Annotated in this window: 21 protein-coding genes and 1 CRISPR repeat array (1 of these 22 running past the window's edge); of the genes, 18 read left to right on the forward strand and 3 right to left on the reverse strand. The window is 57.6% G+C overall.

Features of this window, described 5'->3' with window-relative positions:
• Position 1: 1 nt before the first annotated feature.
• The 11 genes from cas5b to csx3 all read left to right on the forward strand — a co-directional run bounded on the left by cas5b (position 2) and on the right by csx3 (position 12,693).
• The gene (gene cas5b, locus LAP85_04980; GenBank protein ID MBZ5495734.1) at positions 2-718 is read left to right on the forward strand and encodes a type I-B CRISPR-associated protein Cas5b; all 717 of its coding nucleotides are present in this window, start codon (positions 2-4) and stop codon (positions 716-718) included.
• Complete coding sequence (gene cas3 / locus LAP85_04985) at positions 693-3,005, forward strand: CRISPR-associated helicase Cas3' (GenBank protein MBZ5495735.1); 2,313 nt, start codon at positions 693-695, stop codon at positions 3,003-3,005. The genes cas5b and cas3 overlap by 26 nt, the downstream gene beginning before the upstream one ends.
• On the forward strand, positions 3,002-3,751 hold the full coding sequence (gene cas5u6u / locus LAP85_04990; protein ID MBZ5495736.1) for a type I-U CRISPR-associated protein Cas5/Cas6: 750 nt from the start codon (positions 3,002-3,004) through the stop codon (positions 3,749-3,751). Before cas3 ends, cas5u6u begins: the two co-directional genes overlap by 4 nt.
• A gap of 726 nt (positions 3,752-4,477) precedes the next feature.
• Positions 4,478-5,797 carry a type III-B CRISPR module RAMP protein Cmr1 gene (gene cmr1 / locus LAP85_04995; protein MBZ5495737.1) on the forward strand — a complete coding sequence of 440 codons (1,320 nt, stop codon included), beginning with the start codon at positions 4,478-4,480 and terminating at the stop codon, positions 5,795-5,797.
• Positions 5,794-7,575, forward strand: coding sequence for a type III-B CRISPR-associated protein Cas10/Cmr2 (gene cas10 / locus LAP85_05000; GenBank protein ID MBZ5495738.1), 1,782 nt, complete (start codon positions 5,794-5,796; stop codon positions 7,573-7,575). Before cmr1 ends, cas10 begins: the two co-directional genes overlap by 4 nt.
• 3 nt (positions 7,576-7,578) lie before the next feature.
• Positions 7,579-8,784 (forward strand): type III-B CRISPR module-associated protein Cmr3, encoded by a 1,206-nt coding sequence (locus LAP85_05005; protein ID MBZ5495739.1) that lies wholly within the window; start codon positions 7,579-7,581, stop codon positions 8,782-8,784.
• Between the two features lie 5 nt (positions 8,785-8,789).
• Positions 8,790-9,710: a type III-B CRISPR module RAMP protein Cmr4 gene (cmr4, locus tag LAP85_05010; protein MBZ5495740.1), complete on the forward strand. Its 921-nt coding sequence runs from the start codon at positions 8,790-8,792 to the stop codon at positions 9,708-9,710.
• Between the two features lie 27 nt (positions 9,711-9,737).
• A complete protein-coding gene (cmr5, locus tag LAP85_05015) occupies positions 9,738-10,112 on the forward strand; it encodes a type III-B CRISPR module-associated protein Cmr5 (GenBank protein MBZ5495741.1) in 375 nt (124 codons plus the stop codon).
• Positions 10,096-11,208, forward strand: coding sequence for a type III-B CRISPR module RAMP protein Cmr6 (gene cmr6 / locus LAP85_05020; protein MBZ5495742.1), 1,113 nt, complete (start codon positions 10,096-10,098; stop codon positions 11,206-11,208). The genes cmr5 and cmr6 overlap by 17 nt, the downstream gene beginning before the upstream one ends.
• Entirely contained in the window at positions 11,205-12,404 is a 1,200-nt protein-coding gene (locus LAP85_05025) for a DUF1887 family protein (protein MBZ5495743.1), read from the forward strand. The genes cmr6 and LAP85_05025 overlap by 4 nt, the downstream gene beginning before the upstream one ends.
• A gap of 10 nt (positions 12,405-12,414) precedes the next feature.
• On the forward strand, positions 12,415-12,693 hold the full coding sequence (gene csx3, locus LAP85_05030) for a CRISPR-associated protein Csx3 (protein ID MBZ5495744.1): 279 nt from the start codon (positions 12,415-12,417) through the stop codon (positions 12,691-12,693).
• A 406-nt stretch (positions 12,694-13,099) separates the two neighbouring features.
• Here csx3 and LAP85_05035 read toward each other — a convergent pair whose 3' ends face one another.
• The 3 genes from LAP85_05035 to LAP85_05045 form a co-directional block, all read right to left on the reverse strand.
• Positions 13,100-13,363 carry a type II toxin-antitoxin system Phd/YefM family antitoxin gene (locus LAP85_05035; protein MBZ5495745.1) on the reverse strand — a complete coding sequence of 88 codons (264 nt, stop codon included), beginning with the start codon at positions 13,361-13,363 and terminating at the stop codon, positions 13,100-13,102.
• A complete protein-coding gene (locus tag LAP85_05040) occupies positions 13,360-13,677 on the reverse strand; it encodes a type II toxin-antitoxin system RelE/ParE family toxin (GenBank protein ID MBZ5495746.1) in 318 nt (105 codons plus the stop codon). Before LAP85_05040 ends, LAP85_05035 begins: the two co-directional genes overlap by 4 nt.
• A gap of 370 nt (positions 13,678-14,047) precedes the next feature.
• Complete coding sequence (locus LAP85_05045) at positions 14,048-14,341, reverse strand: hypothetical protein (protein ID MBZ5495747.1); 294 nt, start codon at positions 14,339-14,341, stop codon at positions 14,048-14,050.
• Between the two features lie 88 nt (positions 14,342-14,429).
• Between LAP85_05045 and LAP85_05050 the strand changes: the two genes are divergently transcribed.
• The 7 genes from LAP85_05050 to cas1 all read left to right on the forward strand — a co-directional run bounded on the left by LAP85_05050 (position 14,430) and on the right by cas1 (position 18,362).
• Positions 14,430-14,723, forward strand: a complete 294-nt coding sequence (locus LAP85_05050; GenBank protein MBZ5495748.1) for a BrnT family toxin — start codon at positions 14,430-14,432, stop codon at positions 14,721-14,723.
• Complete coding sequence (locus tag LAP85_05055; protein MBZ5495749.1) at positions 14,695-14,961, forward strand: BrnA antitoxin family protein; 267 nt, start codon at positions 14,695-14,697, stop codon at positions 14,959-14,961. The genes LAP85_05050 and LAP85_05055 overlap by 29 nt, the downstream gene beginning before the upstream one ends.
• 143 nt (positions 14,962-15,104) lie before the next feature.
• Complete coding sequence (locus LAP85_05060) at positions 15,105-15,275, forward strand: type II toxin-antitoxin system HicA family toxin (protein ID MBZ5495750.1); 171 nt, start codon at positions 15,105-15,107, stop codon at positions 15,273-15,275.
• Between the two features lie 11 nt (positions 15,276-15,286).
• A complete protein-coding gene (locus LAP85_05065) occupies positions 15,287-15,721 on the forward strand; it encodes a type II toxin-antitoxin system HicB family antitoxin (GenBank protein ID MBZ5495751.1) in 435 nt (144 codons plus the stop codon).
• A gap of 230 nt (positions 15,722-15,951) precedes the next feature.
• Positions 15,952-16,185 (forward strand): hypothetical protein, encoded by a 234-nt coding sequence (locus LAP85_05070; protein ID MBZ5495752.1) that lies wholly within the window; start codon positions 15,952-15,954, stop codon positions 16,183-16,185.
• A 103-nt stretch (positions 16,186-16,288) separates the two neighbouring features.
• On the forward strand, positions 16,289-16,579 hold the full coding sequence (gene cas2 / locus LAP85_05075) for a CRISPR-associated endonuclease Cas2 (GenBank protein ID MBZ5495753.1): 291 nt from the start codon (positions 16,289-16,291) through the stop codon (positions 16,577-16,579).
• Positions 16,580-16,583: 4 nt separating this feature from the next.
• Entirely contained in the window at positions 16,584-18,362 is a 1,779-nt protein-coding gene (gene cas1, locus LAP85_05080; GenBank protein ID MBZ5495754.1) for a CRISPR-associated endonuclease Cas1, read from the forward strand.
• A 185-nt stretch (positions 18,363-18,547) separates the two neighbouring features.
• Positions 18,548-25,102: a CRISPR direct-repeat array (repeat unit 36 nt; unit sequence GTTTCCGCGATCAATTGATCGCGGCCCCATTGAAGC); it runs 1,807 nt beyond the window's last position.

The following is a 25,102-nucleotide window of genomic DNA, read 5'->3' on the forward strand; positions in this document are numbered from 1 at the left end:
GATGGGTAGAGACTTTGTGGTTTTCGATGTGGCGTCCGACATGGCGCACTTTCGGCGGCAATACGCGATCACTACCGCTCTGACGTATCCCATTCCGCCACGGACGGCGCTGTGTGGACTAGTCGGGGCAATTCTTGGCTTGCCAAAGAACGAGTCACTAGAACACTTCCAAGATAGCGAAGCGGTGTTCGGATTGCAGATCCTGAACCCTCTTCGCACAGGACAGGTCTCCATCAATCTGGTGGATACGAAACAAAACCCGACCTTTCGGCTCAAAGCTGTGAATCCTCGCACAACGATGCGATATGAGGTCGTGCGGCAGCCTCGCTACCGGGTGATGTTCAGCCATCCCACGCTCGGTCATCAATTGGCGGCATCGCTGAACCAGGGCGAGTCGTGTTACACCCCCTGTCTGGGACTTGCCTGGATGATCGCTTGGTTCGGAGATGAGGTCCAAATTGTAGAGGCGCAGGAAGTCTCCAACGACAAGGAGCATCGGGAATTCGTCTCGCCTGTGCGCTCGGATGACTTGCAAGACGAAATCCGTTGGAACACGGAAGGGGTTTACCAGCGGATACGTCTGCCAGCTGTTATGCAACCCAACCGCCAAGTGACTCGATACGAGGCTTACGTGATTGATACCTCGGGACGTTCCATCCAGGCGTCGTTGACGACGTATTGGAGATTAGTTGATGGTACTTGCTTTTCTGCATTGTGAATCTCACCCCGGGCGATTGTTAATCGATCATCTGCTGGACGTGAGGAACAGGCTCGGTCTTGACGATGCGCATTGGCTCGCATGCGCAGGTTTGTTCCATGATGTCGGTAAGGCTACGAGCTTTTTCAACGAATACCTACATGGAAAGAAGATCCCTCCGGAGCTAAGCCGTCATGCCGAAATCGGAGCGTTTTGGTTGATGGAGGTTATAAAGCCGATCGTTGCCTCAGGGAGAGGTATGACACCTGTGGAGGCGGCGCTGGCTATTCTCTTTGTCCGTCGCCACCATGGGAGTCTGGACGACCTGTTCGATGGAATAACCCTCCCTGATCAGCGCACTCTAGACAGGTTGCACAAGCAACTAGGATCGATGGACGTTGAGGGAATCGCAGGTTGGTTGGTGAAACGTCTTGGCGGGTCGATATCCCGTCCCGTTCTGGACAGTCATAGCCTGACTGAGCTTCGAGTGAAAACGAAAAATGCGCTGCGTCAGCCCTGTCCCGATGTCGAGGCGATGGTGCGTTTTCAAACGGCGATTCGCGACTTTGGCCGCCTCATCGAAGCCGACCGTGATTCGGCGGCCAAATATGCCGCTGGAAGCTTCGACGCTCCGCCACAACTCTCATTAGAACATCTTGCCGCATTCCGCTGCCGCGGGAATTTTGGTGCGACGACGGAACCTGTGGTTGCGGCTGCAAGGAACCGAGTTTATACGTCAGCGGTCGCCCACGTCCATGATCGTCCGGCGAATTTGGGTCACCTTTGGACTCTGACCGTTCCCACTGGGGCAGGAAAGACACTCGCCGCACTGGGCTGGGCATTGGCCCGTCGGCAAGCTCGCGCGAAGAAGGGTCTGAGGAGTTGCCCGATTATCTACGCGCTCCCGTTCACGAGCATCATTGACCAGAACGTGGCGGTTATCCTCAAGCTCTGGGGCGATGGTACGGTCGATGAGAGCTCGCTTGCAGTCCATCACCATCTTGCTGAGCCGGGACAGATTGAACGAGGTGGCGAGGCATCACTGGCTCGAAGTTGGGTTGAAGGTTGGCGCGCCGACATCATCTGCACGACCTTCGTACAGATCGTTGGTGCAATGTTCCATGCCACGTCCGCTAATGCCCGGCGGTTTAACAAGTTGGCCGGGTCAATCCTAATTCTGGATGAGGTCCAAGCATTTCCAGCCGAGCTATGGCCGGTATTGAGGGTAGCGCTTCAGTCGCTCAGCCAACGGTTTCAAACAGACATTCTCTTGGTTACTGCCACCCAGCCAGCGCTTTTCTCGCAATTGGAGAGAGAAGAAATCGGTGTTGAGTCGCCGGAGTTTGTGACGGTCTTTGACCGCTATGACGTGTATGTCGATGCCACTATTCCGCTGACCGTGGAAGACTTAGCGCGTCAGATTGCCACCGAGTTGTGCAAGAACGATAATGGTTCATGTTTGATCATTCTAAACACCGTAAGAGAGGCTCTCGAACTGTACGCTTCATTGGCGAAGGCGCCCAATCTTCGTGAATATCGGCTCTTTCACCTTTCCACCAATTTACGCCCTAAGGACCGAACTGAAATTCTGAAACAGCTGAACACTTGCCGCCAGCCTCATATTCTCGTGGCCACCCAAGTGGTCGAAGCCGGCGTAGACCTGTCGTTTGATGTCGTATTCCGGGCCTTGGCTCCGCTCGATGCGATCGTCCAAGCAGCAGGACGATGCAACCGGCATGGCAATGGCCGTCGCGGGATAGTCCATGTTTTCGATTTAGAGGGCAACAGCGGAGTTATCGTTTATGGGCGCGTTCACATTTGCCTAGCACGAGAAGTTTTCCAGGACAGAACGTCGTTTCGCGAGCCAGACCTGCGCAATCTCGTGAACCAGTATTTTGAGAGGTTGGAGAACCGTTTGGGCCACGACGCAGCTAAAAAGATCCTGGAGGCTGTGCGGATGATGCAGTTTGCGGCTTTGCGCGGAGAAGGTGAAGACAAAGATCGGGACGCCAAAGCCGTACAACTTATCTACGACGCTCCAAACCGAATCGCCCACTTTGTGGAAACTGACGAATCGGATGAACGCGTATGGAAGCAACAGACAGCGGCCCTTCAACTGCCTGACTTAATTGCCCGGCGAAAGCGGCTGCGGACGCTGCGCAATGAGCTGGCTCAACGGGTGGTGGAAATTCCGCGGCAACACACATATCAAACCGAACCAGATGACCGGTCTGGTTATGTTTACGTCCCACAGTCAGTTTCGTCCGATTATTACGACACAACGACCGGATGGAAGAGAAACCGATGAGCCTTCTCAAACCTGCTACAGAATTCACCCAGCCCTCGGGTCACATAATTCGTTTTACCTTTACTAGGGGACGACCACCGGTGTGTTCCACCGTCGCGGTGGCTGAAGCATTCCGCGCGGCAGCATTGTCCGCTTTTCATGCAATTACCGGGAGCAGGGACTCGTTCCTGTTGGCGGGCCATCAACCAAATGGCCAACCTGACAAGGGCCATCATCACGCCTACTACTTGCCTCAACCAACTACGGACGGAGCACTTATCGGAATTGTTGTCGTGAGCCCATATCTGCGCTTTTCCGGGGAAGAGTTGGAGGCACTGAGAATTGTGAGGGCACTTCAGTGGAACGGTCCTTCCACCAGGATTTGCCTGGAACTTTCTGATGCCGATGACCAGTGTTTCCGGCAACTTGCGTCCCGGTGGGTTAGCGCAACGCCCTATGTACCGCTGCGTCGATTTTGGGGAACACATGGGAAGCGTCATCTAGCTCCAGAAAACCAGCTTCGCCAGGAATTAGAACAGGTCGCAAATTGCGAGCCCGGGGACATACATCTCGCTCGCTGGGGTGACATTCGCGTGCGGATGGCTAGACGGAACGCGAACAACGGGCTTTCGCTGTCCAATCGACTGGCGTTTACCGGCAAGTTGCATACGGAAAAGCCAATCTGCGGGCCCGTCGCCCTCGGGCACTCCTGCCACTTCGGCCTCGGCCTGTTTGTGCCAGTCACGCTTTCGGCGGATGAACAATGAACAGAAACCGATAGCGGACCCGGGTACAGGCCATCATGATCAGACTCCAAATCAACGACGCTGGGCTCGCTAATGCCCGGGCTTGTGCAGATATCGAGGGATGACTTATCGCGACAGAGCTGAAGGGTCCGCGTCAGCCCCACGGATACAAGCGCTGAGCACAGCAGCGCCGCGCGGTAATCAACCTGGGATTGTCAGTGCGCGGCTGGCCGGCTGATGGGGTATGCCGGTTTGGTGACATAATAAAGGGCGTCAGCGGATGTATTTGATATCTTAAGAATCAATTGGCAACGACATGAAGGATCATTCTCGTCTCCGCAAGCGCAACCGACCTGCGCTCGCGCCCGATGACTTTAAGCGGCGACGGCGCGAACGGAGGATGAAGCTGACATTGCATTCTGAAGGTTCAGTCAGAGGCTGGGGGGAGAAGCACGGGTTCGTGCAGCGGGTGCCCAACGATGCGCATCATTGGATCGTGAGAGACCGGATGTCCGCCGAATGGTGGCCCAGTTGGGCCAAGCTCGCTCTCAACCACGATTATCTCCGCACCTACCACGCGCCGCATTGGCCAGATGTGATTTCGGTGCTCGAACCTTCGCGTCCATCAGAGAAATCCGCACGAGCGCGGACTCGAGCGGTTCATGAGGTGGTACCAGAACTGGCCGTGAAGTGATTCACGGTCATTCGAAATCCTTGCATTAAACCAACTCTGAAGGAAGATGCACGATGACACGTAAGATTGCTGCATGTCCGACGCCGCCCCAAGACCGCAACGCATGGCGGGGATTGGATCGGCTCGAATACGATATTACCCTCGTTACCCCCATGTTCGGCGGAGGTGTCATCCCTGGGGAAGCGGATCCCGTGACATTGATCCGGCCACCGACAATTCGCGGCCAGCTGCGCTTCTGGTGGCGGGCGTGCCGCGGTGCCGGCTTCACTGAGCCGCCGGATCTTCATCAGCGTGAGGTTGGAGTCTGGGGAGACACCGAGCATCCCAGCCCGATTATCGTGGAAGTCTCACTTCGAGATAAAGGCAGGGTAGAACCATGCCCTCGGTCTCGGCCCGGCTATCCAGCGTATGCTCTGTTCCCATTCCAAAGTGCTGAGCGCGGCATCGGCAAAGGCGTCCACGATGCCCGATTCATGCTGCGGTTCACTTTCCCGGCGGAGGTGAAGGATGATCTGGAGGCTTCGATCTGGGCCTGGATGAACTTTGGGGGCATCGGGGCTCGCACTCGCCGGGGATGCGGAGCACTCTGGTGCGCGCAGGTAAGCCCACCAGATGCGAACAGGACCGATATCCTGGAATGGCTCAAAGAAAGTTGTGCGAAGCATAAGGCGACCGGGCCCACCATCCCGCCATTGTGGGCAAAACTGGGCCGGTTTTGGATCGGACCTAAGTCTTCTTCTCCATTTGAAGTCTGGAACGACATCATCAGACTTCTGCGCGACTTCAGGCAGGGCCCTGGTACTGGGAGAAATCCCGGAACTGAGGCAAACCGGCCCGGAAGATCTCGTTGGCCCGAGGCGGAATCCATCCGTAATGCGACACGATGCCGCAGTCGCCGTCACCAGTCGGCCAACCAAATGCCGAATGAGGCGTTTCCGCGGGCTGAATTCGGAATGCCGATCGTCTTTCATTTCAAGGACGGCCCGCGCAAGGATTCAAGGCTCTCGTCACGTGAACTGGCCCCTCTCGATCCGACAGACACCGAGATTCACCCAACCGTAGGTGAAAATCCCAAAACTCGAATGGCGAGCCCTCTCATTCTCAAGCCCCTCGCTATCGATCCCGACCAGGCGTTCCCACTCATCCTTTTGCTGAATGCGCCTCGACCATCTGCAGTGCAATTGGTTTCGGATGCGGCATCGATCGGCACGTTTCCTCGAACCTCAATATGCAATGCAGAATTCGCAACTTATCCAAACTCTCCCATGGGGCCGCCCCGGGCCGGAATGGCGGCTCGTTCGAACGATGGCTCAGCAATAGAGGCGTTTCTGGCTTATGCCGGGGAGAATGGCTACAAGGAGGTTGAGCTATGACCGGACACCTCCTTGCAATCAACATCGGGCCAGTGCAGGACTTTATTGCCGCGGCGAGGCGGACTCGGGACCTGTGGTTTGGGTCCCACATGCTTTCGGAAGTCAGCAAGGCAGCGGCGCTGGCAATTCAGGAGATCGCCGGCATGGATGCACTTATCTTTCCGGCCCCGGATAATGAAACGGATTTGCAGCCGACACCCGATGGTGCAGATTCGAAGCTCCTTGTGGCGAACGTAATCCTGGCGCTCATTCCGCAGGGGATAGATCCGTGCGAGGCGGCCGCCCAGGCCAAGTGCGCCGCCGGTGCGCGCTGGCGCGAATTTGCCGAAGATGCCCGCCGTCAGGTGGCCGACCTGGTTCGAGGCGATATCTGGAACGACCAGCTTGATGATGTCATCGAGTTCTATTCGGCATGGGTTCCTTTTCCGCTCGGCGGTGACTATGCCAGGGCTCGCGCTCGCGTCATGCGGCTGCTCTCGGCCCGCAAATCCTGTCGCGACTTTCAGCAGCCGCGGCTGAGTGCGGAAATGCGCCGGGTTCCCAAGTCTTCCCTCGACGGCGCTCGCGAAACCGTGCTGAAAAAAGGAGTGGAAGGTTCCGCCCGTCTTCGACTCTCCAAGGGGGAGCAATTGGATGCGATCGGACTTGCCAAACGGCTCGCAGCCGGCGTCCAATCCTACCCCTCGGTCGCGCGCATCGCCGCCGATCCGTGGCTTCGCCGTTTGGCTGATCTGCCGAAACAACAACTGGCGGCCGAGTGTGAGAAGCTCGCACCTGGCATTCTCAGCCGGGTTCAAGACCCCGTTTATTCGGATTTCCCATACGAAGGCACGGCAGTCTATATAGACCGTCACGCATCCATCGCGGTTGAGGCTGGCGTCGAAAGGGCTCGACTTTCGGAACTCACCAGAATCGTGGGCGATCTCACCAAATCCCGGGTGAAGGACGGCTTTGGCAAACCGGATCCATACCTTGCCGTCGTCGTGGCCGACGGCGATCGCATCGGAGCAATCCTCTCCAGGCTTAGGACTCCCGACGAGCACAGGGTTTTATCGCGACAGCTCTCGAAATTCGCAGCCGCGGCTCGCTCGATTGTCAAAGATTTACGCGGCGTCTGCATATATGCGGGCGGCGACGACGTCCTGGCATTTCTCCCGCTGGATCAATGTCTGAAGTGTGCCCGCACGCTTCGGGATCGGTTCGAAGAATTGCTTGGCCCTGTCAGCGGCGGCCCGCCGAATATCTCGGTCGGGATTGCCATTGCCCACTTCATGGAGCCGCTCGAGGATTTGAGAGCTTACGCCAGGGGTGCCGAATTGGCCGCCAAGAGAGCTACCTCGAGGGCTCCGGGCAACGAGCACTTCGGCGGACGCAACGGGCTGGCCGTGCACGTACATCCCCGCGGTGGTGTTTTCTTCGGAGTCAGGGAGCGCTGGCAGGAGGGCGACTCGTCGCTGGAACGACGGTTGGATCGATGGGCCGGGCTATTCCAGACGCGCCGCCTGCCCCAAAAACTGCCCTACGATGTTCGAGAGCTGGCTTCGACTTACAAGTCCTGGTCGTCAAAAGATACCCTTTCCAATGCGCTTCAGGCAGACTGCGCCAGGCTGCTGAGCCATAAACAGGTTTGGAAAGCAGAACAGGAGTTACTGTTGGCGCAACTGCGGGCTGCAACAGATGCGGAGGGCCTGTTGCGCTTTTCCGCAGAGTTGCTTGTCGCCCAAAATCTCGCCGAGCCAAATCTGGAATCCGCTCGGATGGAAGAAGGGACGAGGTGATGCATGGCTAACTTCCTTACATTGACTCCCCGCGATCCTGTGGTTGCCCGGGACGGCCGTCCCTTCGGAATACGCCAGGGGAACCGCATGCGATCGCTGAGTTGGCTCTATCCCTCAGTTCTGGCTGGTTCCCTCCGCACCATGCTGGGTAAAGAAGCGGGCGGCGTCTTCGACCCTGTCATGGTTGACGGTCTAAAACAGATTTCCATCGCGGGCCCGATGCCTCTGATCGGCAACGAGCTGTTCTGCCCGCGGCCCCTGGATAGTCTTGTGCAGGAACAGGAAGGCCGGCGCAAAGCACTCGCCATGCGACCGGCGGATCCGGCTGATGGAGAAGGATGCAACCTCCCCCAGGGGCTATCCCCCGCGATGCTTGATTACGATGGTGAGGATTTCAAACCGGGGAACGCGCCGGCATTCTGGTCGACGGCTCGTTTGAAGCAATGGTTGCTCGATCCTGGCGGCCGGAATTTCGATTTTCCGCCAGATTCTCCGGGTACGGATTCATGTGACGGATTTCTCAATGCCGCGGAACGAGACGAACGTATTCACGTCCAAATGGACTCCGGCAAAGGTGTGGGATGCGAGGAGAGAATCTTTGTTTCCGCGGGTCTCGACCTGACCCGGCGCGGATCCGCGGAACCATGGCCTCTGGCGGTCCGTGTGATTGCCGATCAGAGTTGGCGTCGATTTCTGGATGGTTTGGACTCACTCCACCCACTCGGCGGCGAGCGCCGGCTCGTTCGCTGGCTGCATTCCGATGAAAAGCACGCAGCCAGGCTGTGGGACTGCCCTGTCGAAATCAACAGAGCTCTTGCCGAAAGCCGCAAGGTACGCATGGTTATCGCAACTCCGGCGATCTTTGCACAGGGGTGGAAGCCGGGATGGCTCAACGACGGCCCGGACGGTCTCGAGGGCAGTCCTCCCAATTCGACTCTGCGGCTTCGTCTTGTCAGTGCGGTTATCGAACGCTGGAAAGCCATCTCCGGTTGGTCACTCGAAGCTGGCCGCGTCGGCCCCAAGCCCGTCCGCCGGGCGGTGCCGGCCGGCAGCGTCTATTTCTTCAAAATCATCGGAGGCGCGGCAAGCGATTTGTCCCGCCTTTGGCTGCAGTCTGTCTGTGACGATGAACAGGACCGACGCGACGGGTTCGGCCTGACTCTCTGGGGAGTCTGGGAACGAACGCCGGCGCCGAAATCAGGAGCGTAACAATTATGGCAAATAACACTCGTCTGTACTGGCTGCACGCTTTGACGCCGTTGCACGTCGGCGCCGGACGCGGTCTCGGCTACATCGACCTTCCGATCATGCGGGAGAAAGTCACAAACTGGCCGCTTGTTCCCGGTTCCACGGTCAAGGGCGTGATAGCCGATCACCACAATGCGACCGAAAAGAAACGACTAGATGACCACCTCTACCGAGCGGCTTTCGGAATTGCCGATCCGGGTGAAAGGTCCGAGGGAGGATCGAACTCCGGCTCACTGGTTTTCACGGACGCCCGTCTGGTGTGCCTGCCGGTGCGGAGCCTTTACGGGACCTTCGCCTGGTGCAGCTCGCCCATGGCGCTCAGACGTTTGTACCGGGACATCGAAGCGGCCGGGAAAGAGGACGAGGAACTGCAGGCTCCCATCGACCCTGCCGATGACCATGTCCATTTGCCTCTGGTCGCGGGTTCCGAACTTACGGACGGGCAGGATCGGGTATTCTTCGAAGACCTGGACTTCCGGGCCCGCGACTGTCCCGTAACGAAAGCCTGGTCAAGCAAGCTTTCCCAATGGCTCTTCACCGATGCCGACTGGCAGAAGATCTTTGAGGCCCGTTTCGCCGTCGTTCCGGATAACGTGTTTAATTTCCTTTGTGAGACCGGCACCGAGGTTGCGGCCCGGGTGCGCATCAACGAAGAAACCAAGACGGTGAAGAGCGGCGCCCTCTGGTATGAAGAAGCGCTGCCCGCCGAATCGATTCTCTGCGGGCTGGTTTGGTGCGACCGCGTGTTCGGGTCGAACGGCGGCCAAATCCCAGCTCCCATAGACCTGCTGGACAGGTTTTGTTCCACGGTGGAAAAGCCGCCTCTTCAAATTGGAGGCAAGGCCACCGTCGGGCGCGGGCAGGTGCGCTGCGTATTCTGTGCGTGAACTCGATATCGAGAAGGAGCTGGATCCATGGAAAGCAGGCAAATAAAGACATGCAGCCAGGAATGGGCTGAACGAGCTTACCAGTGCATCAGCAATCGCGGTAGAGACGAATCCGGCCGCGGTGAGTATTGCAGCTTTGCCAAGCGCTTCCCCTCACTGATCCATGCCTGCGGACTGGCGCAGGCCCTTGCATTCGCAGTCGCCAAGAAGCACACCGGATTTGTGGGTGATCTCGAAACCGTGCTGGGCGAGAGCGGCCTTGGCGAGCGCAGTCGGAAGGCGCCCGTGCCGGAATACCTGCGCCTCAGCCGCAGGGCTCTTCAGGCGGCAGGGTGGCTGAAACGATATGCCGAAGCGTTGCTGGACAGCGAGAACGGAGGCGCCGATGCAAGCCTGTCGTAACGCCGTCGTCGATGTGAACCGAGGGAACCCCAGAGTATCTCACCCAGGCCTGCTTCTGAGTCGCTACCTGCGGATCGGCAACTCAGGTCAGGACAAGACAGATCATCAAGACGACAAGCGCAAACTTCTGGACGACACTCGACAGGCAGCCGCGACAGCCGGTCGGCTGTATCAGCATTTCTTTCAGCAATGGCATGATAACCTGCCGCCGTCGACGCGGCGGACCGTCCTTTCCGTTCAGGGGCGACTGATCATTGGGCTTGGCGCTGACAACGTGCTGGAAACCGGCATCACGCTACACCACACCTATGGAGTGCCTCTCATCCCCGGCTCCGCACTTAAAGGTCTTGCCGCACATTATTGCGACCAGGTGTGGGGAGAGGCCGAATCGAAATTTAACAAGCGGGGGGAATCCTACAAAATCCTCTTTGGCGCGGAACTTGACTCGGGGCATATCATCTTTTATGACGCCTGGATCGATCCTGCCTCGTTAACATGCCGGGACAATCTCGGGCTTGTTCTCGATGTAATGACTCCACATCATGGCGAATACTACTCAGGAAAGAATCACCCTCCCAGCGACTTCGACGATCCGAACCCAATCCAATTCCTGTCCGTATCAGGCAATTTCCATTTTGCTGTTGCTGCCGATGTGGATAGCGAGGATGGGCTGAAGTGGGCACAACTCGCTCTCGATCTTTTGCAGGAGGCGCTTGCGAACTGGGGCGTAGGGGGGAAGACGTCGAGCGGTTATGGACGACTTCGTCCGTCAACGGCACAGCTTTCAGGAGAAGCAGCGAGTTACATTCCGCAAAAGCCGAACAGCAAACCGGCGGCAATTCGCTACAAGCGCGGCGATCGAATCCGGGTCAAACGCATAGAAGACATAGCCGGTCGTGGCAAGGTCCGGTTCCAAGCAGAGGATGGTACGATCGGCCACTTTGGCAAGCCGGAATTTCCACCGAATGCGGCAGTCGGCGAATCCGTCGAGGTATGGGTGGCGAATGTCGGAGCGGATACCTACATGCTGACCCTGAGAAAGCCGGCGCCGAAACAAGGGCGCTCCTCCAGAGGAGAAAGAGGGAGCCGCCGATGAAAGTGCTTCTCTGTCTCCTTTCCGATCAGCATGTGCCGAACCTGCTGTCGGTGCACCACTTTCGGCCCGACAGGCTTGTCCTGGTGGAATCCGCCGTGATGAAGCGGAAGCAGACATCGAATTACTTCCTTACAGCTTTGAAGCTTGGCGGACTTGATTTTGGGGATAATTGCTATGTCCAGCAACTCGAACGAGAGGATGACCTGGCCGCGATACGCCATGCCTTGCGACAAGCGTTCGCAAGATGCCCGGGCGAAGAATGGATCGCTAATCTTACCGGCGGCAACAAGCCCATGTCGATCGCCGCTTACGAGTTCTTCAACGCGGTCGGCGCCCGTCTTATCTATGTAAATCTCCCGGCGCCGAACGTCTTCCTGGGGCTTGACGGACAGGTCGCGGAAACCTGTATCTATCGTCCACCCATCAAGGAGTTCCTGGCAGGGTATGGATTCGAATCCCGCAAGGCGGATGAAGCGGTGAGGCAATCCGAAAACCGTGCCCGCATGTGGTGGGATTGCGCCCGACTGATCGCCGCTTCCGATCCCGCACCGAGGCTGCTTCATTTCAGCGGCTCGCCCGAAGAAAAAAGAAAGCAATGGAATCGCGCGCGTGACAAAGGGCTGGATATGCTCCCCGAACAATTTGGCCCCGCCGCTCCCGAGGTTTGCGACGCCGTCCGGGCCTGCTTCGATCTGCAATTCGCCGGCAATGCGCTCAAAGGCAGGTTGGACAAACATGCCGTCGAGTTTTTAACCGGCGGCTGGCTCGAGGCCTTCCTTTTTGGTCTGCTCGAACGTCATGCCCCAGCGTTGAATTGCTGGGATATCCGTCTTGGGATTTGCCCGGGGAAGGTGGGAGCATCAGCGGACAACGAATTCGATATCACCTTTATGCGGGAATACGGCCTCGCCATGATCGAATGTAAGTCCGGCGCGCAGGAACACGATCCCGACGCGGGCGCCTTATACAAAATCGAAGCGGCGGTGCGCCAGTTCAGGGCGCTGCGCGTGCGCTCTTACCTCGCAACGACGTCCGCGAACGTATTGGAAGCGGGCAAGCTCAAACCCGCGATCCGCAACCGGGCCGATCTCTATGGTTGTCGGGTTCTTGTAGCTGATCAGATCCGGCAACTGGCCGGCAATCCCGACTCTGAGTTAACACGCCGGTTCTTTTTCGATCCCCAGGAAGAAAATTGAGGAATGCGCCATGGCTGAGATCGTTTTTTATTCGATCGGCGTTGACCACCCGATTCGCCCTGACGAACCGCTGCCGCCGCTGCCGGAGATTTCGAAAGGCGCCGTCGTGGTGATCGAGGGGAGGGCGCCGATCTGGCGCTATGGCATGGCTTTGCATCGGCTGCACGGATCGCCTGCGGCGGCAGTTGCGGTCTACGATCCGCGCCTCGGCGCCGTCGTCGTCGCGTCGCATGACCCCGAATATCGCGAGGGACAGGTTGTGGATACGCACCCGCCCGATCTGTCATAGGAAGTCCAGGGGACCAGCTACGCAGCAGCCGAATTGCCGGCAAGAACGAGCATATTCGACGACGTGAATCCGGGAATTGCGTATCCTGTCACCCGAATCTGCAAGACCTTAACGAATTGCGTGCAGGTTCGTCGGGTGCCTTGATGCTGCGACCAATTTCTGACGAACCAGTCCAGTTTGCCTGCTGCGGCGTCTTCTGCGATTTGTCGATTCCAAAGGTCACCCTCATACCCGGCCAACCATGGGAAACGCTCCGATCCCCATGGGTCATTTCGCCGCGTTACGTCGCCCGCAAAGCGATTGAGGAAAAGACCTGTGGCATGGGGGCGTTTTAATCCGGCGTTTCCAACGCCTGACCGTCGTGCAGGAGGACCGGCGGCAAAGGGACGATCCTCGCAACAACGCCTCACTCCCCCTTCCGTACACGCCGCCAGAACTCGTCATGGGGCAGCCCTTTGCCCTTGTCGATCTGCCGGTTCGACCGTTCCAGCAGGCGCTGAAAACGCCGCGAGCAGGCCAACAGGATGCTTTCAAGCTCTTCGTCGTCGCTGATGGATATCAGCACGGCTGCCGGCTTCCCATTCTTGGTCACAACGACCGGGGCCTTCTTCGACGATTCGACATAGGCGCTGAGGCGGGCCTTGACCTCCGCCAACGAAGCTATAGTCATGTTGCAAACTCCTCTCCGCCGATGTACAGCTTCGCGCGGGCTTTCAGCCCAATCGCCAAGATGCGCACGCGGGACGAATCCTCCTCGACCCGATAGAAAATGCGGAACCGGTTATCCGGCCCGCAGCGAAGCTCCCATGCCTCTCCAAATCGGGATGGCTTGATCAGTGGCTTCCGATTTAGAGTGCGAACATCCGGTTCGTATCGAAGCTGTTGCTCGATGGCGCGCCGGATGAGCGAGTGATGCCGGCGCTCAATGGCAGCCAGATGTCTGAGCGCCGCTTCGGCGTACACCAGCTCGTATCGCGTCGCCATGACTATAATTATGGTCATGGATCGAGCTCCTGTCAATTGCAGGAAACTTACGGCGGCCATAATGCCCGGGAAAAAGGGTTGCGGGGCACTGTTCCGCATTCACCGAACGGTTTATCCGTCGGACGGCCAGCCCTGAAGGCAATTCGAGGCAACAACATGGGATCTCGAGGGATCCGTCAAACCGCGGGCACATATCGAGGCCTTTCAGTCAATGCACAAGCCCGTCATACGACCCATGCCCATGAGACCGCCGGATCCTGGAGAACAACAATGAGGCAATGCGGCTCGGGACAGAGTGAGCTCAAACGCTCAAAGAGCTCGAAGAAGCTCCAATGAGGTCATTCCGATTGCAGGGGGCTGTGCTTTTGCGTCAGGAGGCGTCTCCGACTGCCATGGTGAGCCGCTTGCCCAGCACCTCCAGGGCAGCCTGGAGCTTTTCCGGTTTCCTATGATGCTCGGGATCGAGCATGCGCCGTACGACGGTTTCGCTGCACCCCAGTCTCCGTGCCAGTGCGCTATTGCCGATACGCCGCTCGCGCATGGCGACATAGAGGGCGAGGCGCGGCGCCAGCCAGAGCGGGACCGGCACCAGCCTTTGCCCCCGCTTCCGGATGGAAGGGGGCGGCCGGCAACAAACGACGATTCCTGCTGCGCATGCCGCCATGTTCGGCTTTGCCCGATCCGGTGACAGCAGCGGATCTTCTGAGGCCGTCTTTGCTTGACGGCGCGTACTTTCAGTACATACAATAAATATGCGATTTGAGTGGGATGACGCGAAAGCGCGACTCAACGCGGGAAAGCATGGTGTCACCTTTGACCAGGCAATCACCGCTTTTGATGACCCGTACGGATTGGTCGCCTGCGACGAGAAGCACTCCACGGCCGGCGAGTGCAGGGAGTGGCTTATCGGCGAATCGGATGATGGCATTCTCGTAGTTGTATTCACCAGACGGGAACACGACCGTGTCCGCAGGAGAATCAGCGCTCGGCGCGCAAGCAGGCGGGAGAGGGGGCGTCATGAAGAATACAAAAGAATTCCCCTTTGAAAAGGCGAGGCGCGTAACGCCCCGCGAACTGGCTGCCGCGCGCAAAGCGATCGAGGAAAAGACCGGCGTCCTGAGACAAACCCGGGGCAGGCCGCCGAAGGCGGATGCGGAAAAGTACCAGCCCACCACCATCCGCCTGCACCCGAAGGTGCTCGCGTGGGCGCGGCGAGAAGCCCGTAAACGACGGGTCGGCTATCAGACCATCATCAACGAAGCCCTCTTACAAAGGGCATTGTAGATTCACAGCCTCGAGGATTTCGCGCTCAAATATCCGCCCGACACCGACACCCTATTCTCTTCCTTGACAATCGAACACCTGTGTCCGCCAAGGCACAAAGGAAAAGCTCCGAATTTCTCCGCCCATTGCGGAGGCATGCACGGATGAATGATGTGCCTTGCCATTACATCGCGGAACGAGGCAAGGGAAGCCATGGCACGATCTATCTCGGAATCCGGAGAACAATCATTCGGAACCTCAAGGACGAACTCAAGGCCGGCACTCTTCATGCCATGCTCAGGCAGTTGGGCATAGAAGAATCCGACCTGTTTTAGGGAGACATGTCATGAGAAGCTTCACTTATCCCGCAACCCTGAAACCGGACCGGAAGGCCGGGGGGTTCACGGTTACCTTTCGTGATCTTCCCGAAGCGGTCACTCAAGGCGAAGATGTTGCCGACGCAGTCGCACAGGCCGCCGATTGTATCGCGGAAGCCATTGCCGGGAGAATCAGGCTGGAGGAGTCGATTCCCGAACCCTCCAGGATGCGCAAGGGAGAGTATCCAATCCCGGTGCCAGCCCTCATGGCCGCCAAGGCTGCGATGTTCCTCGCCATGAAGGAGACGGGCCTGACAAAAGTGCAGTTGGCAAAACGGTTGAAGTGCGATGAGAAGGAGGTTCGGCGCATGTTAGATCCGCGGCACAACTCCCGGATCGACCGGATCGAAGGCGCTCTGGAAGCTTTGGGCAGGCAACTGATCGTGGGCTATCGAGCTGCCTGATCATCTTCGGGCCCACATCATTCCCGGCAGGCGATCGAGATTGGGAACGGGAGAGGAGTCGGGAAATAAGATCGGAGAGCCTGCATGGCATTACCGCTTGCCCATATGATAATCGAAAGCGGCAGTTTCGATATACATGATTAACAGACAATGGATTTATCGGCTGCCATGCGAGCTATTCCGGGCTTCATTATCCAATCGCGTACTGGAGAACGGCGTCGGGCTTTGAGGTGGACTTCGTCATTGCCGACGGGGCAGTTGCCGTGGAAGCCAAATCGACGGAGCGGCCGTCTTCGAACCACCTGCGGGGGCTCAGGGCGCTCAAGGAGGAAACTCGATTGAAGCGGTCCATTGTCGTCCGCCGGGCGCCGCGCGCGCGGAATACCGAGGACGGAATCGAAATTCTCCCCTGGGCGGAGTTCCTCCGCCGGCTCTGGGCGGGAGAAATCATCCCGATCCATTGAGTCGACAGGCACACGACCGATCTAGGCCTGTGGTGTGCCCGGCTCGAACCAAATCCTTCTTAATAGTGCAATTCAAAGCGCGAGAAATGCCGATAAACCGTATATGCGCGCAAGTTACCTGGTCTGCTATGACATCTGCGATGACAAGCGTTTGCGCATGGTATTCAAGAAAATGCGCGCCTACGGGGATCACCTCCAGTTTTCGGTGTTTGAGTGCCAGATGACGCCGATCGACCTGGCGAAATGCCGGGCAGACCTCAACGCGATCATCGATCATAAGGAAGATCAGGTGCTGTTCGTGAACCTTGGCCCGGCCGAAGGGCGCGGCGAGCGTGTGATCACCGCCCTCGGCAAGCCGTATACCGCCATCGACAGCCCCTGTATCGTGGTGTGACGCCATGGAATCGCCTGCAGAGCGCGGGGAAAGCAGCCGGAGCGCGTTGCCTGACTATCTGCCGGCGCGCATGCTCAACGAATTCTCTTATTGCCCGCGGCTGTTCTTCTATGAATGGGTCGACGGTATCTTTGAGGAGAGCGTCGATACCATCGAGGGCAAGAACCAGCACAGGCATGTGGACGAAAAGGCTACGGGGCTCCCTGTGCCGGAGGATCTGGGCGATGACACGCTCCGCTCGCGGTCGGTCACGCTGTCGAGCGAAAGCAATGGCGTGATCGCGCGCATGGACCTGGTCGAAGCCGCAGGCGGGCTGGTCACGCCGGTCGACTACAAGCACGGCACCCCGCGCGAAACCGCCCAAGGCATTGAACTGTGGCCTGCCGACAAGATCCAGCTGGCGGCGCAGGGACTGGTCCTGCGCGACAACGGTTACCGCTGCGAAGAAGGCCTCGTTTATTACTTCAAGACGAAACAGAGGGTGCGTGTCGCCTTCGACGAGGCGTTGATGGCTGAGACCGTACGCCTCATCGGAGAAGCGCGCGCGGCAGCTGCGAACGGGCGCATTCCGCCGCCCCTTGAGGATTCGCCGAAATGCCAGGGCTGCTCGCTGGCTGGGATCTGCCTGCCCGATGAAACCATCGGCCTGTCCACCTCCCTGCAGCCTGGCAATGGGACCCAGCTCCTGTTGTTCGGAGGCGGCGGGCTGGCAGCGGTCCATGCCTCCGATAGTCCCGCAATACGCCGGTTAATCGCCCCCAGGGACGATCTCCGGCCGGCGTATCTGAACACGCAGGGGATGCGCGTGGGAAAGTCCGGAGAAGTGCTTCAGGTGCGGGAGAAGGATGCCCTCAAACAGGAGATCCGGATCGGCGAGATTTCGCAGCTCAATCTGATGGGCAACATCCAGCTTTCCACGCAGGCGATCCAGACGCTTTGCTATGCCGATGTTCCCGTCTGCTACTTTTCCCAGGGCGGCTGGTTTTACGGCATCACCACCGGGCTGAACACAAAAAACGTCTTCCTGCGCAAAGCCCAGTACAGCCTTGCGGAGCAGGAATGGTTTGTGCTGGCATTGGCCCGGAAGCTGGTGGCCGGCAAAATTCGTAACCAGAGAATCATGCTGCAGAGGAATCACATCGAGCCCAAGGCGGTCACGCTCCAGCAGATGAAATCGATGGCAGAAAGGGCGGAAGTAGCCGAGAATATCGAAGAATTGTTGGGGATCGAGGGCAACGGTGCGCGCCTCTACTTCGGTGATTTCGCGGGCATGATCAAGGCTGAGGACGACCCTGACGTCCCCAGCCAGTTCAAGTTCGACTTTTCGCAGAGAAACCGCCGGCCGCCGCGCGATGCTGTAAACGCGCTGTTATCGTTCACATACAGCCTTCTTGCGAAGGATTGTACGATTGCCTGCTACGCCGTGGGCTTTGATCCAATGCTGGGGTTTTATCACCAGCCTCGCTTCGGACGGCCGGCTCTGGCGCTGGATCTCATGGAGCCATTCCGGCCGCTGATCGGCGAGTCGGTAGTCCTGAGCGCGATCAACAATCGTATGGTCCGGCCAAAAGATTTCGTGGCAGCGGGACCGGCAGTTTCGCTCACTGCTGCGGGACGGAAAGGGTTGCTCCAGGCATACGAGTTGAGGATGGATAGCCTGGTAACCCACCCGATTTTCGATTACCGGGTAAGTTATCGGCGGTTGCTGGAGATTCAGGCGCGCTTGCTGGCGCGGTTTTTGCAGGGTGAGATCGGCGCGTATCCTGTTTTTGTAACCCGCTGAGATCCGATGCGAGCGGCGGGGTGTCGAAGAAACAGGCGGGGGCGCTCGCACCCCGGATTTGTATGGGAAATCAAAGGATTATGCGACCTACGAGCGATCTGGAAGCAGGTTTCTGCTGCGGTCGAAGGCCCTGCTCGGAACCCAGAACTCAGATCCTTGACAATTCGAGCTTTGCGCGAGATGCTGTTTCCGCGATCAATTGATCGCGGCCCCATTGAAGCAGGATTTTCGTATTCAGGCGGCGGCCCAGGTGCGTGGTTTCCGCGATCAATTGATCGCGGCCCCATTGAAGCTTGCCAGCCAGGACCAGCGTTCCCGCATTGCCGGTTGTTTCCGCGATCAATTGATCGCGGCCCCATTGAAGCATAGTCGCACCGTAAACGATTCAGGCAACCGGGACCGGTTTCCGCGATCAATTGATCGCGGCCCCATTGAAGCATTGCGCCCCTTGTCAAGCGCCGCCTGTGCGCTCTTGTTTCCGCGATCAATTGATCGCGGCCCCATTGAAGCGGAAACGGCGTCTCCGTTCCCGCTATCATGTCCCACGTTTCCGCGATCAATTGATCGCGGCCCCATTGAAGCTTCAGCCCGTAATTGAGTTCCGATGTGGTAGGGGCTTGTTTCCGCGATCAATTGATCGCGGCCCCATTGAAGCTCGACAGCCGTCTGCGACCGCAAATAGCAATCCTTGAGTTTCCGCGATCAATTGATCGCGGCCCCATTGAAGCGTCATACATCTCACGCCAGGAGCCTCTCCCGCCGCGAGTTTCCGCGATCAATTGATCGCGGCCCCATTGAAGCTAATCAAGTATTAGAGATCCAGCTTCGGCCTTGGACGTTTCCGCGATCAATTGATCGCGGCCCCATTGAAGCTCTCTCTGGTCGAGCCTGTCAGGTTTTGGCTATATAGTTTCCGCGATCAATTGATCGCGGCCCCATTGAAGCTTGGCGGAGTTGGCTATCTCGCGCATTCCTCCGACGGGTTTCCGCGATCAATTGATCGCGGCCCCATTGAAGCTTAACGGTGTCGTGCTGGAGTTGCGACGGCATAGCCGGGTTTCCGCGATCAATTGATCGCGGCCCCATTGAAGCACGTCAGGCATGATCAGGAGCGGCAAGGCGCTGACGGGTTTCCGCGATCAATTGATCGCGGCCCCATTGAAGCCCGAATGGCCCCAACGTGCCTGTGCTACCGATTCCCAAGTTTCCGCGATCAATTGATCGCGGCCCCATTGAAGCTTTTCTGGCTTCATTTGGATCAAAGGGAGGTTTGCAAGTTTCCGCGATCAATTGATCGCGGCCCCATTGAAGCCGCATCAACCAAGATATCGGCAAGTTGTCTTAGAGGTTTCCGCGATCAATTGATCGCGGCCCCATTGAAGCGCGACCAAATCGAGCAAGTCAAAAGCCTGGGCTTCGGTTTCCGCGATCAATTGATCGCGGCCCCATTGAAGCTTCCTCAGACATTTTATCCCAATCCCCGCCACGAACAAGTTTCCGCGATCAATTGATCGCGGCCCCATTGAAGCGACGCGATTCCCGGCGGCAGTTCCTTGCGGTAACTTGTTTCCGCGATCAATTGATCGCGGCCCCATTGAAGCGGATAATATCGAGTGGGCCGACCTCATGGAGGCCTGGTTTCCGCGATCAATTGATCGCGGCCCCATTGAAGCTTTCAGCTCGGAGAGCAATTCCGCCGTCGGCGCGGTCGTTTCCGCGATCAATTGATCGCGGCCCCATTGAAGCCTCATGCATGATTCACACACAGGCGCCGCATCCCGGAGTTTCCGCGATCAATTGATCGCGGCCCCATTGAAGCGCCGTCGTGCGGGGCGATGGCCGGATAATCCTCCAGGTTTCCGCGATCAATTGATCGCGGCCCCATTGAAGCATTTCGACTATGGTTGGGGACCGTTTTCCGCGACGGGTTTCCGCGATCAATTGATCGCGGCCCCATTGAAGCTTTTGGAGTCCCATTGATACTGCGCGCACTTCCAAGTTTCCGCGATCAATTGATCGCGGCCCCATTGAAGCTCGACCATCGCCGTGCAGTCTGAAACCATCGGGCTCGGGTTTCCGCGATCAATTGATCGCGGCCCCATTGAAGCCATAGTGCCGCTGTCCTATTAACGCTCTTTCAGGTAGTTTCCGCGATCAATTGATCGCGGCCCCATTGAAGCATCTTTCGGTCACTCCGGGCAGGCCCGGGACATCCCGTTTCCGCGATCAATTGATCGCGGCCCCATTGAAGCGTGTCAGGAGAGGGGAAAAGAATGAATCTGCGTCAGGTTTCCGCGATCAATTGATCGCGGCCCCATTGAAGCATCTCTCGAGTGAATTCTCATCGTGGTAACCTCACGTTTCCGCGATCAATTGATCGCGGCCCCATTGAAGCCTGGCGGCGATTTGGGGGCAGTCAACGGAAATCTTATGTTTCCGCGATCAATTGATCGCGGCCCCATTGAAGCTCAACAGGCCGCTGTTGACCAGGGCCGTCATTGCGTGTTTCCGCGATCAATTGATCGCGGCCCCATTGAAGCAGGGCAATGTAAAGAACAACATAGTTTCTTCCTGCTGGTTTCCGCGATCAATTGATCGCGGCCCCATTGAAGCCGCGCCAGCTCCTCCGTGACCGGCGTAATCGAATAAAGTTTCCGCGATCAATTGATCGCGGCCCCATTGAAGCTGGGTGCGCGATGACGGGCAGCCCTGGTGGAGCACCTGTTTCCGCGATCAATTGATCGCGGCCCCATTGAAGCGCTGAAGTGGGGTTCGATTGGGAAAAACGATTTTCCAGGTTTCCGCGATCAATTGATCGCGGCCCCATTGAAGCAGGGTCAGGAGGGCGCCGGTCCCGGTTTCCCGGTATGGTTTCCGCGATCAATTGATCGCGGCCCCATTGAAGCGTCAAGAGCTGGACGAAAATAGACACACAATCGGCAAGTTTCCGCGATCAATTGATCGCGGCCCCATTGAAGCTAGGCAAACCAGATAGCCTTAAGCCCAAAAGACAGAGTTTCCGCGATCAATTGATCGCGGCCCCATTGAAGCCCAGACACGCTTAGCGGGTCGCCGTTGCCCCGGGCGGGTTTCCGCGATCAATTGATCGCGGCCCCATTGAAGCCCGCGCGAGATGATCGTCGTGTCCAGCACTGGGATGGTTTCCGCGATCAATTGATCGCGGCCCCATTGAAGCATGTGTCAATGGAATTGGAGGAAATGAGAAGGAAAGGTTTCCGCGATCAATTGATCGCGGCCCCATTGAAGCAGCTCGCGATTGTTGGCTCTTCGATCACAGTGCCGGGTTTCCGCGATCAATTGATCGCGGCCCCATTGAAGCCCTTTTTCGTGATCATATAATCCTCTCGACTCGAAACCGGTTTCCGCGATCAATTGATCGCGGCCCCATTGAAGCGATAAAGGTTGGGGGCCTTTCTGTGCTGCGATTGGTGTTTCCGCGATCAATTGATCGCGGCCCCATTGAAGCCCGCCCTTGATCATCTGCGCGGTGAAGCGCAGGGGCGTTTCCGCGATCAATTGATCGCGGCCCCATTGAAGCCGCGATCTCGGCCCTCACACGACCATCCTGTATCGCAGTTTCCGCGATCAATTGATCGCGGCCCCATTGAAGCGCCGTTGTGCGGGGCGATGGCCGGATAATCCTCCAGGTTTCCGCGATCAATTGATCGCGGCCCCATTGAAGCCCGATGCCTGCGCCACGGCGATTTTGTATGGCGCTTGTTTCCGCGATCAATTGATCGCGGCCCCATTGAAGCGCGATATTTCCGATCCGCAGCCTGCAGTACCGCAACCAGTTTCCGCGATCAATTGATCGCGGCCCCATTGAAGCATTGCGGCTAAAAGCGCTTCAGTGATCGCCACCGCGGGTTTCCGCGATCAATTGATCGCGGCCCCATTGAAGCGACCACTTTGGGGACGAAAGCCGCCGATCCGCCCGAGTTTCCGCGATCAATTGATCGCGGCCCCATTGAAGCTCGATAATCGTCGAAAGCATGATCGTGCAGATTTCCGGTTTCCGCGATCAATTGATCGCGGCCCCATTGAAGCGATTCACTGAATGGCAGGAGAAGCACGAAAAGGTCCGGTTTCCGCGATCAATTGATCGCGGCCCCATTGAAGCATACAACGTATACACTAAGTCTCTTCATATAAACTCCCGTTTCCGCGATCAATTGATCGCGGCCCCATTGAAGCGAGATATAGCCCGGTGGATTCATGCCCCGACTGGGGAGGTTTCCGCGATCAATTGATCGCGGCCCCATTGAAGCGTTCAGATTTGGACAAGGATCACTCGGGGAGATCGGGTTTCCGCGATCAATTGATCGCGGCCCCATTGAAGCTTCTCTCTGGACGAGGCCGGCGATATGACCGGAGGCAAGTTTCCGCGATCAATTGATCGCGGCCCCATTGAAGCCCGTGGGTCGCAATCCAAGTTTGGACGCGTGTTGCTGGTTTCCGCGATCAATTGATCGCGGCCCCATTGAAGCGTCAGAATGCCCAGCGCCGCTTGCTGGCCGGCCTGCAGGTTTCCGCGATCAATTGATCGCGGCCCCATTGAAGCGATGCTGGCCACCACTTGGGCAATCTGCTCGGTACTGGTTTCCGCGATCAATTGATCGCGGCCCCATTGAAGCCGATCTGCTTTAGCAGAGCATGTTCCTGCTTGCGGGCGTTTCCGCGATCAATTGATCGCGGCCCCATTGAAGCCCCTTAAACCGTCACCACCTCAGCCTTGATATTCGCAAGTTTCCGCGATCAATTGATCGCGGCCCCATTGAAGCAGCAGCATGAAATTGCCTTCGATTTTGGAAACTTTGGTTTCCGCGATCAATTGATCGCGGCCCCATTGAAGCCTCGAGGTAATAGACGGCATCGGCCCCGGGTTTCTGGTTTCCGCGATCAATTGATCGCGGCCCCATTGAAGCACCACGGGAATGGTTGGGTCTGTTCTGGACATGGCCGGTTTCCGCGATCAATTGATCGCGGCCCCATTGAAGCATAGCGGCTACCCGGCAGCTGGAAGTATTGGAGACGCGTTTCCGCGATCAATTGATCGCGGCCCCATTGAAGCTTCACCATCCCCTGAACCGTGGTATCTCCCGCGCCGGGTTTCCGCGATCAATTGATCGCGGCCCCATTGAAGCCGGTATAGGTTCGCCGGCAGCCTGCTGAGCAGACGAGTTTCCGCGATCAATTGATCGCGGCCCCATTGAAGCACGAATGATCACGAACAGAGCCTCATAAAGTTCATCTGGTTTCCGCGATCAATTGATCGCGGCCCCATTGAAGCCCTGCTGCGTTGGTCGAAGACTATCGTTCCTATCAGATGTTTCCGCGATCAATTGATCGCGGCCCCATTGAAGCGGCGAGTTCAAGGACAAGGAATTCTTTGACTCACGGAGTTTCCGCGATCAATTGATCGCGGCCCCATTGAAGCTTCAGCTGCGCACTCGTGGCAACGTGTACCACCGAGGTTTCCGCGATCAATTGATCGCGGCCCCATTGAAGCGAATTTACTCTTATAGACGTTCCCTATAATGCCGCAAAGTTTCCGCGATCAATTGATCGCGGCCCCATTGAAGCTCCGGCCTCCATATAAACCCGGGAGCCCGGCTTGCGGTTTCCGCGATCAATTGATCGCGGCCCCATTGAAGCAAATTTCACGGTGCATTTGCGACTCGCGCCAAGGCGGGTTTCCGCGATCAATTGATCGCGGCCCCATTGAAGCTACAAAAAGCTGGTGATGAATCTTTATAAATCTGCATGTTTCCGCGATCAATTGATCGCGGCCCCATTGAAGCATCATCGCCTGCTTGCGCCGTTTTATCCGGTCGATGGTTTCCGCGATCAATTGATCGCGGCCCCATTGAAGCCGAACAGGCAGTGGCGGAAGACTTGAATCTGGGCGTGGTTTCCGCGATCAATTGATCGCGGCCCCATTGAAGCACCATGGCGGGCGGAATGGCCGAATAAAACACTTCTGGTTTCCGCGATCAATTGATCGCGGCCCCATTGAAGCCTTGGACCCACGCTGGTTCGCTTTGTCACCAGCTCCAGTTTCCGCGATCAATTGATCGCGGCCCCATTGAAGCCCAATCCGCAGTTCAACATAGCTATCCTTCGTCCTGGTTTCCGCGATCAATTGATCGCGGCCCCATTGAAGCCTTGCGCAGCGGTTGGAATTACGGGACAGGTCCCAAGGTTTCCGCGATCAATTGATCGCGGCCCCATTGAAGCAAGGATTGGCAAACTCACTCCTGCATTTTTTGCAGCAAGTTTCCGCGATCAATTGATCGCGGCCCCATTGAAGCTCGTGAGCGAGCACCCAGACCGCTCCTGGGAACCGAGTTTCCGCGATCAATTGATCGCGGCCCCATTGAAGCTCAGGGTTTGGAGCATACGTTTATCGGTCGCAAGCGCGTTTCCGCGATCAATTGATCGCGGCCCCATTGAAGCATCAGCACCGAAAGGTTGAGCACACGGCATTGTTGCCGGTTTCCGCGATCAATTGATCGCGGCCCCATTGAAGCCGAAGTCCTGAAGTCTGCAATTCTTGGCGTCAATGGTAGTTTCCGCGATCAATTGATCGCGGCCCCATTGAAGCTGTGATGTGCCGAAGGTTGGGCCGGGTAAGAATGCGGTTTCCGCGATCAATTGATCGCGGCCCCATTGAAGCCTCGTGCCGCCTTCCGTCTCACGCGCCATGATGCCCGGTTTCC

Source organism: Terriglobia bacterium (assembly GCA_020072565.1).
GTDB lineage: Bacteria > Acidobacteriota > UBA6911 > UBA6911 > UBA6911 > JAFNAG01.